Annotated in this window: 11 protein-coding genes; 9 read left to right on the forward strand and 2 right to left on the reverse strand. The window is 30.2% G+C overall.

The annotated features are described in order from the left end of the window. The first annotated feature begins 99 nt into the window (after positions 1–99). The 6 genes from ACWG0P_RS05915 to ACWG0P_RS05940 all read left to right on the forward strand — a co-directional run bounded on the left by ACWG0P_RS05915 (position 100) and on the right by ACWG0P_RS05940 (position 5,246). Complete coding sequence (locus tag ACWG0P_RS05915; protein ID WP_455800942.1) at positions 100–594, forward strand: cysteine hydrolase family protein; 495 nt, start codon at positions 100–102, stop codon at positions 592–594. Positions 595–904: 310 nt separating this feature from the next. Further along, positions 905–1,738, forward strand: a complete 834-nt coding sequence (locus tag ACWG0P_RS05920) for a class I SAM-dependent methyltransferase (protein WP_455800943.1) — start codon at positions 905–907, stop codon at positions 1,736–1,738. A 152-nt stretch (positions 1,739–1,890) separates the two neighbouring features. Beyond that, the gene (locus ACWG0P_RS05925; protein ID WP_455800944.1) at positions 1,891–2,208 is read left to right on the forward strand and encodes a nucleotide pyrophosphohydrolase; all 318 of its coding nucleotides are present in this window, start codon (positions 1,891–1,893) and stop codon (positions 2,206–2,208) included. Between the two features lie 17 nt (positions 2,209–2,225). Beyond that, positions 2,226–3,041, forward strand: coding sequence for a hypothetical protein (locus ACWG0P_RS05930; protein WP_455800945.1), 816 nt, complete (start codon positions 2,226–2,228; stop codon positions 3,039–3,041). A 32-nt stretch (positions 3,042–3,073) separates the two neighbouring features. Then, on the forward strand, positions 3,074–4,102 hold the full coding sequence (locus tag ACWG0P_RS05935; RefSeq protein ID WP_455800946.1) for a DNA/RNA helicase domain-containing protein: 1,029 nt from the start codon (positions 3,074–3,076) through the stop codon (positions 4,100–4,102). Positions 4,103–4,175: 73 nt separating this feature from the next. Then, positions 4,176–5,246, forward strand: a complete 1,071-nt coding sequence (locus tag ACWG0P_RS05940; protein ID WP_455800947.1) for a hypothetical protein — start codon at positions 4,176–4,178, stop codon at positions 5,244–5,246. Here ACWG0P_RS05940 and ACWG0P_RS05945 read toward each other — a convergent pair. After that, positions 5,237–6,205 carry a helix-turn-helix transcriptional regulator gene (locus ACWG0P_RS05945; RefSeq protein ID WP_455800948.1) on the reverse strand — a complete coding sequence of 323 codons (969 nt, stop codon included), beginning with the start codon at positions 6,203–6,205 and terminating at the stop codon, positions 5,237–5,239. The genes ACWG0P_RS05940 and ACWG0P_RS05945 overlap by 10 nt on opposite strands. 330 nt (positions 6,206–6,535) lie before the next feature. Next, positions 6,536–6,847, reverse strand: coding sequence for an IS1/IS1595 family N-terminal zinc-binding domain-containing protein (locus ACWG0P_RS05950; protein ID WP_455800949.1), 312 nt, complete (start codon positions 6,845–6,847; stop codon positions 6,536–6,538). A gap of 161 nt (positions 6,848–7,008) precedes the next feature. On the opposite strand from ACWG0P_RS05950, the gene ACWG0P_RS05955 reads away from it, so the two are divergent. The 3 genes from ACWG0P_RS05955 (at position 7,009) to cas1 (ending at position 12,143) form a co-directional block, all read left to right on the forward strand. After that, positions 7,009–7,293, forward strand: a complete 285-nt coding sequence (locus tag ACWG0P_RS05955) for an HIRAN domain-containing protein (RefSeq protein ID WP_455800950.1) — start codon at positions 7,009–7,011, stop codon at positions 7,291–7,293. A gap of 356 nt (positions 7,294–7,649) precedes the next feature. Next, positions 7,650–11,231 carry a type II CRISPR RNA-guided endonuclease Cas9 gene (gene cas9, locus ACWG0P_RS05960; protein ID WP_455800951.1) on the forward strand — a complete coding sequence of 1,194 codons (3,582 nt, stop codon included), beginning with the start codon at positions 7,650–7,652 and terminating at the stop codon, positions 11,229–11,231. After that, a complete protein-coding gene (gene cas1, locus ACWG0P_RS05965; RefSeq protein WP_455800952.1) occupies positions 11,232–12,143 on the forward strand; it encodes a type II CRISPR-associated endonuclease Cas1 in 912 nt (303 codons plus the stop codon). Positions 12,144–12,160 lie beyond the last annotated feature (17 nt).

Consider the following 12,160-nt stretch of genomic DNA (forward strand, 5'->3'; position numbering starts at 1 on the left):
ATGATGGAGTTAACATATGAAGAACAAAGGCATCAAATATGTTAACGAATGGTAGTCACACGTAGATGTGATGTTATCCATTTATAAGGAGAGGTCAATATGACAGAAAAAGCATTAGTAGTAATAGATATTCAAAATGATATGACAAAGAATTACAAAGAAATATTAGGCAATATCAACCAGTCTATAGATTGGGCAGTTAAAAACAAAATTCCAGTAGTTTATATAAGACATTTTAATTTATCAGCTGGCACAAGAACGTTCAAACCCAATACTGTTGGATCTGAGTTAGCTACAGGTTTGAACATTGTATCAAATCATGTTTTTGAAAAATCAAAGAGTAATGCATTAACGAGTGAGGAGTTTGTAGACTTTATAAATAAAAATGGTATTAGTGAATTCTTTATAACAGGTGCAGATGCTTTTATATGTGTGAAATCAACTACCTTTAATATGCGAAAGGCAGGCTATGAAGTAAATATCTTATCAGATTGTATTACTAGTTATGATAAACGGAAAATCGATGAAATGTTGAAGTATTATGAAAACAAAGGTTGTAAGCTTATGAAGTTAAGTGAACTAATAGATGCTTAGGAAAATAAGGGTTTAAAAAATATATTGGAATCTTTATGCATGTACGGTATAATTCTTATATGGTAACTATATGAGGAGTTGATCTTGTCCGGCGCACTTGATGCTACATATTCAGTAGTATAAGTGAAACGTGGAAAACTTAAATAATCAAAATTTGTATTTGATTTTACCTATTAAAGATAGGTCTTATTGTAATGCAACAGATTATTTATGAAAACCACGTTACTCTAGATTTTTCTAACGAACTGTGGATTTTCTGCAGTTTTTTTATTTACTATATTTGCCATACAGTTATAGAAAGGACAAGAAAATGAAAAAAATATTTGAAATATTAACTAGAAAACCTGAATTATATGAGCAAACAAGTAGGAATATATGGGATGATCCATATATATCCAAGCAAATGTTAGAAGCACATTTAGACACATCCTTAGATTCAGCAACTCGTAATCGAGAGTTTGTAAAAAGATCCGTTGAATGGATAGCTCACATAGTTCCTGTAACGGAATATCCAAACTTGTTGGATTTGGGGTGTGGTCCAGGAATTTATGCAGAAATGTTTAGGGAACAAGGGTATTGTGTAGAGGGTATTGATTTATCCAAAAATTCGATCGAGTATGCAAGACGTTCAGCTTTAGAAAAAGGATTCACAATAGAGTATATTTTAGGGGATTATTTGAAGCATCCATTTACTCGCAAATATAATCTTATTACGCTTATTTATTGTGATTTTGGTGTACTATCTCCTAATGATAGACAGGTGTTACTAAAGAAAGTGTATAATACACTACATCACAATGGTGTCTTAATTTTCGATGTTTTTACGCCGTTAAAATATAAGAATGAATCAGAAGATAACAGTTGGGAAATAAATGAAAATGGATTTTGGCATGAGAAACTATGTTTAACATTAAAATCCTTTTATCGTTATGATGACGAGAATACATTTTTAAATCGTTATACTGTTATAACAGAAGATGAAGAAGTATTCGTTTATAATGTATGGGAACATACATTTACATCTAAAGAGTTAAAGAACGACTTAGAACAAGCGGGATTTAAAAACATTCGTTTTTTTGGAGATGTTGCTGGGGCTATGTGTAGTGAGTCAGATTACACAATATGTGTTGTTGCAGAGAAGTAGTTTTTGGCAGTGAATATAGTTTAAGAGAATAAAAACTATTTGAATCTTTGTAATAACACTCGTATTTTGAAAGAGGATGTTGTAAATAAACTATAGTTTTTATTTGTAGAGTTATACGATATAATGTATATATTGCAAAAGGTGGGTTAACTATGAAAAATGTAATCAATAAAATAAAGACATTCAATGAATTACGAGATTGGGATCAATTTCATGAACCAGTCAATTTGGCAAAATCTATCGTTATCGAAGCAGCCGAACTATTGGAATGCTTTCAATGGAATGATGTAGATTATGATAAAACACATGTTTGTGAGGAACTTGCAGATATAATGAATTATTGTGTTTTGATGGCAGATAAACTTGATGTTGATATCGAAGCAATTATGCTTGATAAATTGAAAAAAAATGAACTAAAATATCCTGTTGAAAAATCAAGAGGAAAATCTGATAAATACACAAAACTTTAGATGTGCGGAGGAAGTATATGTTAATTTATATAGGAACTAAAGCTGAATTTCAAAAAGATATAGAAATGGATGCTATCCCATATCTTTTAGATGAAGCATTGCATGAAAAAATGAATTTAAATGTTTCTGCACAGGAGAAACTATCATGGAAGAACTCTACACAATATATGTATAAGGTAATCAATGATCGTGAAATACCAGATAATTGCGGTATTGCAATAGAATTTAATATACCTCGTACGAACATGAGAGTCGATTTCATAATTTCAGGGTATAATGCGAACCAAAAGAAAAGCGCCATTATTATTGAACTAAAGCAATGGACACAAGTGACACTTCTATTGGATTATAATAATATTATTGAGCCTAAGGTTGAAACAGTAATTGGCAGAGCAGTTAGAAAAGTGGTTCATCCAAGTTATCAAGCATGGTCATATGTTGACACAATGAACAAATTTATAGAAAATGTTGAAAAAGAAAAAATTGAATTATTTCCATGTGCATATTTACATAACTATGATTTGCAGCTTGACCAAGGTATTGTAAACGACATTTATGCAGAATATATATCAAAATCTCCAATCTTTACACAAGGTGAAATCTTAAAATTAAGAGATTTTATAAAAAATCATTTACATGCTGGTGATAATAAGGTTGTCTTATATGATATTGAAAATGGAAGAGTAATGCCATCGAAGTATCTTCAAGATTGTGTCCTTTCAATGATGGAAGGTAATGAAGAATATACTTTATTGGACGATCAAAAAGTTATTTTTGAGGAAATTTTATCTTTAGCAAGAAAATGCCAAAGAGATCATAAAAAACGCGATTAATTGCGAAAGGCGGCCCTGGGACAGGGAAGTTTGTGATCGCTATTAATGCATTAGCAAAACTTACCTCTGAAGGATTGATGTGCCAGTACATAACAAAAAATGCTGCACCAAGAAATGTATATCATTCTAAGATGAAAAAGAAAAGCCAAGAAAATGTTCGTTCTTTATTTACTAATGCAGATGATTTTTATAAATTAACCGAAAGTAATTGCATTGATGTTGCCTTAGTAGATGAAAGCCACAGATTGAGGAAATTATCTGGAGTGTTTAATAATTTGGGGGAAAATCAAATCAAAGAAATTATAAATTCTTCATTGTTATCAGTTTTCTTCATTGACTCTTTTCAAAGAGTCACCTATAGAGATTTTGGAACTATAGATGAAATCACTAAGCAAGCGAACTCATATCATGCTCTAATTACAGAAGTCGATTTATTTTCACAATTTCGTTGTAATGGATCAGATGGTTATATTTCTTGGATACGTCATATGCTAGGGATGGAACAATCAGCAAATTTTAATTTTAGCGATATTGATTTCGATTTCAGAGTATTTGATTCACCAAGTGAATTACATGATATGATAAGGCAAAGAAATGATGAAAACAAAAGGTCAAGACTGATTGCAGGCTATTGTTGGGATTGGCCAAAGACAGGTAGAACTAATCCTAATATATTAGATATCAAAATCGATGATTTTGAAATGAGTTGGAATTTAGATAATGCAAATCCATTTGCCATTGATGAGAATTCAATCCATCAAGTTGGTTGCATTCATACGGTACAAGGACTAGAATTTGATTATGTTGGAATCATCATAGGTAATGATTTAAGATACGATAATGGAATTGTTACTGACTATAAAGCACGAGCCAAAACTGATAAGTCATTCTTTGGTATGAAAAAAGGTTTGAATTACGATAAAGGAAGAATCGAAGAAGTCACACGGGAAATTATATTAAATACCTATTACACACTCATGAGCAGAGGTATGAAGGGATGCTATGTATATTGTTGTGATAAAGGTTTACAAAATTATATAAAATCATTGATCAAACAATAATCAGGAATTTCAATAGTGAGTAAAAATTTGTACACTTCTTTTAGTATAACTAAATAAGAAAGGAAGTGTGCGAGTGCATAAAATTAAAACTTTAATAAGTATGTATATTAAAAAAAAGTGTTTATTATGGTTAGAGAAACAGTCTTCAAATGAATTATATGATCAATACACTGTCAATGAAAAGTCAGTTATGTGGTGTATCATGCCACTTGAAGAAGAAAAATTGAAGAAAGTACCTTTTGGTCATCGAATTAGACCCTTCGTGATTATAAAGTCAAATGATTTAGGTTGTATTGGTTATGCTTGTTCATCGAAAGATAAGAGAAATCTTGCAAAAACTATGATTTATGAAATTAAAAAAGAGCAGTATGATATTGGTAAAAACTCCTATGTAGATTTATCTAGGGAGTGGTACATCCCTTATGAGAATGTACAATCTTTTTATTATGAATTATCACAGGAAGAATATCAAAAAATTATTCGATTAGAATACAATTGTTCAAGAAACATATTTCATTATAAGTACTCTGTAGGTGCGATATTAGAAAAAGGTGGCAGAAATTTTATTCTTTATAAGCAAAAAGATCGAATTAATCATGTTCATCCTTTACAGGCTGAAAAAAGAGAAGACCATATTTGCCAACCTTTTTCTTTGAATGGCACAATATTTTATTTAGATTTTTCTGAAAGTTATGAATTTCAAAATGAGGATGAATATAAAAAGGTTATGTATCTATCGAATGAACAGAGGAAGTCAATCATGGATTATGAAAAAGTAATAGAAAAACGAAAAAAATTTAATATAGCAGAAGAACGTTTAATAGAACAGATATATTTTGAATATCCAGTTGGTACAGTTTTCTATGATTTTATTCGAGATGAAAATATTATTTACCTATATCATAAGAACCATAGATCATATGGGGTAAATCTAGATAATGATGATACCGTAGTAAGAAGGATAGATTTTTCATATTTAAAAAGTGAAGAAAACACGGTTGAAATGGAATCTTTGCTTGATATTTTAAATAGCTTACATGTTGATCCTCTTACTCGTTCTATTATTAACTATTTACATAATGAATTAGAAAAAAACATTGTTAAGGGAGATGAATCATATAACATACAAAGACTTTACTCGTAAGTTTGTAGAGTCTCTTTTAATATTTTATGAATTTCATTACGTAAATCTAAAGGAGCAGTAACTTCGCAATACTTAAGATACTGTAAGCATAGATAAAGGATTCCTTGTTTTGACGACCGGATAATCGCAAGAAAATGCTTTTCATCGAATTCTTGAAGTATAACGTCATTCCCAAATCTATCGATGATGTTATCTAAGATAAAATAATCACATTTTAAAGTAATGCGTTCTTCCTCTCCTCCATACATATAAATTTTGGATTTTGCATAAACATATGGATCAAATGATTTTTGTAGCGATTTCCTTTGTAAATCTGTCAATACTTTTATATCTTTCATCTTGTCAATACGATAATGTGATAAACCTTCATATTCATTATTATTACATATGAGATAGTAATTTTCATTTGCATAAATAATGTAATATGGATGAATGATATACTCATGATTTTTACGGTTAATCAATATTTTATTTAGATTGTAGCGCATATAGTTGAAACTGACAGGTTTATTTTCTTGAATTGCTTCTATCAAAATTTCAACATTGAGAAAAAATTCTTTATTAAGACTTTTTCTCATATTCTTCATATAAACAGTTTGATGAAAATCTGATTTTAAATATTTGCTTTGAGTATTTAATAATTTTTCAATCAAGTCATTTGAAGCTTTTTGTGGAATAAAGTGTACCGCATATATGGCATTACATAATAAATGGATTTCACTTGGTTCAAATAATCTAGAATTGAGGTAATAACCATCATTTATACTTTGTGGTGTATTGATGTCACAACCGAATTCATTTAATAATTTTACATGATCATGTAGAGTTTTTCGATCTAATTTCAAATCATATTCGAGTTCAAGTAGATATTCGATTTCTTTTCTTTTTAGTGGATGTTGTTGATCCGAGTGTTTATTTAGAATTTCATAAAGTGCAAGTATACTAGCTTTCTTTTGCATATTTCATCACCTGCCATAATCGTAGCACAAAAAAGTAAAATAATTTAATTTTATTTCGCTTAATTTAACAAAAGGGACTTAAAGTTTTGAAATCCTATAAGGTAGCTAGTAATTTATGATTCTTTAGAGTCCTTCTCGGTATGTTAAATTGTAGTGCTTTAAGTTTGCGTAGAATTAACGGAAGTTTTTCATTATCGTCCATTTCTTGAAATCTACGCAAGAAAACAAACAAGCTCAAATATAGATTCATATACTTGGTCGCCACACCTCCAAATGCAGCAAAATGAGCTTTTATCAATGAGTGGATACAGTTTACTGTATTGATATGTTCTACCTTGTTGTATGCTGTATGTGATTTGAGTTGTACAAGTGTACAATCATTCTTTTTGACCAATACATCGTAATTGTGTGCGAATTATAAGTAAAAACATGTTCGCAATCTTTACATTGATATCGTTGTTTGCCGTGTTTAAACCCCTTTTTGATCATACGAGAATCTTTTTTACAGTAAGGGCAGTATTTTGGTCTATTATCTTGATCTTCTGCATTGAGTTTCAATGCATCAATGACATACATTTCTAATTTTCTTTTTTGATAAGGTGTAAGTTTTGCGAGATTTTTGAGCAATTCTGTTTGTTTCATGCTAGATACCTTCTTTCATATCACAATCATACACTGTATTGTGACACTATTTATGTAACAAGGTACCCTTTTGTTAAATTAAGCTTTTTTTTTATAATGTGTGTAAAAAATTACGCATATTATCCTATATAGTGTATATAGATAGAAAGTAGGTGCAAGATATGTTTATTACAATTACAGGTATGAATCATTATTTAGGTATTGAAGTTTTTAGAATAGATCAAGTTTTATATCTGGAAAAGGAAGAGACAAATCCAAATGATGATGAAGCAATCAAAGTGATGATAGATGGAGGGGCTGTTGCTGGATATGTAGCAAATAGTACTTATACAAAAGCAATGGGGACAAAATCTGCAGGTTATATACATCATAGTTTTGATAAAGAGATTAAAGCAAAGGTAATGTTTATTACACGAGATACTGTAATTGCTAAATTACTTGTTTAGATGCGATTCTATATGTGATATAATTAAGATAAAGTTAAAACAATGTGGGGAAGAAAGGAGACCTTAATGTTTTTAATACGTATATTAGGTAGTATTGTTGGAGGTATCATTGGTTTGTTCAAAGGCTTATTTGGTAGATGAGTTACTTTGAAATTTAGGTAATATATTTTAGCTTGACGGAGTATGGGATTTATGCTATCATGAAATTACAAAGATTTATCTTAAGCACATAAGTCTTTGTTGTAAGCACAAATTCATTTTGTAGACTCTTTATCAGAGACATCTGAAAAGATGTTCTGCAGAAAAAACTCCTCAGCTAAAGCTTTGGAGTTTTTTCTATATAGGAGGATATAAAAATGGAAAAACAAAATTATATTTTAGGTCTGGACCTTGGAGTGGGATCCGTTGGATGGAGTTGCATGGAAATCGATAAAGATAATGAACCTTCTAGAATCATCCAAACTGGGAGCAGAATATTCCCATCAGAAAATGGAGATATGGAGAGTCGAAGAGCTGCTAGAGGTTTAAGAAGACTTATTCGAAGAAAAAAAGGTCGCTTAAATAAGGTGAAAAGTTTGTTTAATGAATACAAATACTTGACAAGAGAATATATAAAAGTATTCTTTACTGAAGAAGCGTATAAATATAATTCACCATATGAATTAAAAGTAAAAGGACTACAAGAGAAACTGAATTATGATGAACTTTTCATATGTCTTATTCATTATGCTAAATATAGAGGCTTTAAGAGTAATCGAAAAATAAAAGAAGATGCTAAGGATACGGCAAGTGCTTCGGAAGAACAGAAGCTATTATGGTCAATCAATTTGACACAGAGAGCTCTTGATGAACACCAATATACAATTTCTCAGTATATTTTAAGTGATCCAAAATTCCACAATAAAATCAAGAATACAACGAACAGCTTTAATATTGGTATAACAAGGCAAATGATTCAAAATGAAGTGGAATTATTATTAGACAAGCAAATAGAATTAGGTGTTGTTGATGCGACGTTCAAAGAGAAATATATGAATATACTTCTATTTCAAAGGTCATTTTCACAAGGCCCAGACGAACCAAGCCCATACCATGATCCATTAAAGAATATGATTGGGAAATGTAAATTTGATGGTGAAGATAGAGCTCCATTATGTGCACCTACATATGAGAAGTTTATTTTGCTTCAAAAACTTTCAAATATTCGTTTTTATAATAGCAATCCTAGAGATTCACATAAATTAACAATTGAACAAATTGACATGCTTTTACAAAGAGGTTTAAAAAATAAAATAACCTATAAGATTGTTCAAGAAATTATTGGTGAAAGAGTAAATTTCATAGGATTAAGTCTAAATAGAAACGATTATAAAGAATGTGCAATTGAATCTAGAGAACATCCGGAAAAAGAATTGACAGAAATTTATCATGAATATAAACTAAAGAATGAAATATATGAAATGAAGATGACAAAATTTATTATTAAAGAATTAAAGAAGGCAGGATACGAAAATGTAGATTATCTTGTTATGGATGAAATTGCAGAGTTATTATCAAAATATAAATCGGACGATGAAATTAAGAATAATATCGATACATTTGAACACTTAAGTAAACAAGATGAATTATTTAAGTTTGCAGTTGAGAGTATAGACGAATCGAGATTTAAAGAATTTGGAAAATTATCATTTTCAGTTCTTTATAAAATACTCCCTGAAATGGAAAAGGGATTGGATTATTCTGAAGCAATGCAAGCATGTGGCTACGATCACACGAATGTTAAAGTAAAAGAGCAAGAGGCAGATGAACTTCCGCCAATGTTTGAAGCTTTTGAAGAATTGGACATGGTAGTTACGAATAAATCTGTTATTGCTACCTTACAAGAAACGAAACGTTTGATTAATGCGATTATATCTAAATTTGGTAAACCACATGCAATTCATGTTGAAGTGGCGAGAGAATTAACGAAAAATGATAAAGAGAGAGAACAAATTATCAATGATCAAATGATGAATAAAATGAACAAGATTCAAATTAAAATGCAAATGTTAAATAAATATCCTCATGTGTTTTATAGCACGAAGGAGATTCATCATGATGATATTATGAAGTATCGCTTATATCACGATCAAGGAGGAATAGATCCATATACACTTGCGGTTACGGACGATGAAAGTAAATCTAGAATACCAGAAAAAGACCTTTTTAGCAATGATTATGAAGTAGATCATATTCTTCCTTATTCAAAGAGTTTTAATGACACAATGTCAAATAAAGTGTTGGTTAGTGCCAAAATGAATCGAGAAAAAGGTGATCATGTACCCATGGAAGTATTCGGCAATGGCGCGGGAATAGAAAAGTATAAGTCATGGGTATCTTCTTTACATAATACACAGAAAAAAGAGTATCTAATTACATCAAGAATCACTGAGGAAATGATAGGTGATTTTAGTGCGCGTGCATTAAATGATACTAGATACGCTACTAAGTCTTTATGCAAAATTCTCAAGTATTATTTTCCAAATACAACAATCAAATCTTTTGCAGGACAGATTACATCAAAATTAAAAGGAGTGTGGGGATTAAATAATTTAACGCATTCTTATCAAAGTAAAGATTATCGTTTAAAACAAGAATTTGATGAGGAGTTAGATGCACTTTATAAAAAGTTGGATTCCTATGTCGACGATGATTTTGAGAATAAAAAAGTTATTGATGAAATAAAAAAAGCCATCGTAAAAAAAGAGAAAGAGCGTGATAAGAAAAATAGAGCAAACCATTTGCACCATGCATTAGATGCTACTATTATTGCTTGTGCCACAGACTCTTTAAGAAGACGTGTTGAAATTCACGAACAATACTTGCGTCAAAAAACAAAACCGATAAAAACTTTCAGAGTTAATAAGTACAATTCTGTAACTGGAGAATTTTTGGAATATGAAACAAAAACAATGGAATCAACAGACAAAGCTAGATATTTCGATTTAACAAAAAATATTGATCCAAAGAGTTTCCCTCTGCCTTATCCTGAATTTGCAAATGAAACAATATTACGTATCTATGAAAGAGATGAAAATGTATTACGTGATTCATTATGTTCATTTGGCAATTATTCGCTTGAGCAGAGGAATAGGGTGATGCCACTTATGGTCAGCCATAAATTTACGAAAAAGGAAAATGGTAGACTTCACAAAGCTACTATTTTGGGAGCGGCTCCAAATCCAATCGATAAGAACAAGATAGTTCTTACAAATCGAGTTGCAATTGATTCACCTTCATTTAATGAAAAATATCTAGAGAAAATCTATGATAAGGATGGTACACAAAAACAGATTTATTTAGCGGTAAAAGAATGGTTGGGTACTTACAAAGATGGAGCTATTGCTTTTGCAAAGAATGAAAACATATATCCAAAATCGAATAATGGAAATGAAATAAAAAAAGTAAAAATTAATTTTGATGAGCCAAAAGAAGAGATTTGTATACATGAAGATAAGAAACAATATGTTGAGAAGGAAAATGTAATTCAAATCCATATATACAAGAAGGAAGGTTCTGATAAGTTATATTTTATAGGAATGGATCGATATCGTGTGATGAATTATAAGAAGGATCCAAGTATTATTTTGTGGTGGGGTCAAGGAAAAAATTGTGTTGCTTTAAAGTATAGTGAGTTAAAAACAAATGGTTTTGTTCTTTATAGAAAGTTATATAAAAATCAAATCATAGAAGTGGAATTGAACGTTGGAAACAAAGGGTTATGCAAAGTTAGTGGATTTTCATCTGGAAGCTTTGAAGTAGGTTCCATTATAGGAGATAATTTAGACATTGTATATCAGGGGCTACAATCAAAAATTAATAATCAACAACGAATAACTGTATCAACTATTAAATCAATTGACGTATTGTCTATAAATATTTTAGGAGATTTTGTATAAATGGGATATAGACAAATATATATTAAAAAAGCTGAACATCTTTCTGTTAAAAATGAGAGCCTAATTATTCATAAAGATGATAGCACAATCAAAGTTCCTCTTGAAGATATCGCTTCAATACTATTAGAGGATCATACCACGACAATTACTTCCTCATTAATTTCAGAATTGTCCAATAATTATATAACATTGATAACTTGTAATAGGAGGTTTTTGCCTTCCAGCATCATTTTGCCAATGCATATGCATTATCGCCAATTAAGAGTTTTGAAAATGCAATTGAATATAAAAAAACCATTGGAATCTCAACTATGGGCAAAAATTATCAAAAGTAAAATTCAAAATCAAATCATTGCTATGCAATTATGTGGAGTGAATGAAAATGCAATATTATATGTAAAAGAACATGCAAAAGAAATTCATTCTGGAGATAAAACTAATAGAGAAGCAGTTTGCGCTAAAGCTTTTTTCAATACAATGTATGGCCCTACCTTTGTGAGAAATCATACAAGCGATGACTATATCAATAATGCGTTAAATTATGGTTATAGTATTTTAGCAGCCAATCTAACAAGACTATTTGCAATGTATGGATTTCAAACGATGGTTGGGCTGCATCACTGTTCTGAAACAAACAGTTTTAATCTTTCATATGATTTTGTTGAGGTTTTTAGAGCTTTAGTTGATATCTATGTTTTTCAACATTTGGATTCATTAGGCAATCCCCTATTTAAGGAAACGAGATTGAATTTAATAGATTTACTGCAGGAAAGTGTTGTCTTTGATGATAAGTATTATTCTGTTCAAAATGCAATGGAAGAAATGATTTTGAGTTTTATCAAATGTCTTGAAAATGATTCAGCTGAATTTTTTAAGTTACCAATGTTGATAATCAATAATGAAACACTATGAAGCAACAAGTTATAAAT

The sequence above is a fragment of the Amedibacillus sp. YH-ame6 genome, from assembly GCF_053848845.1.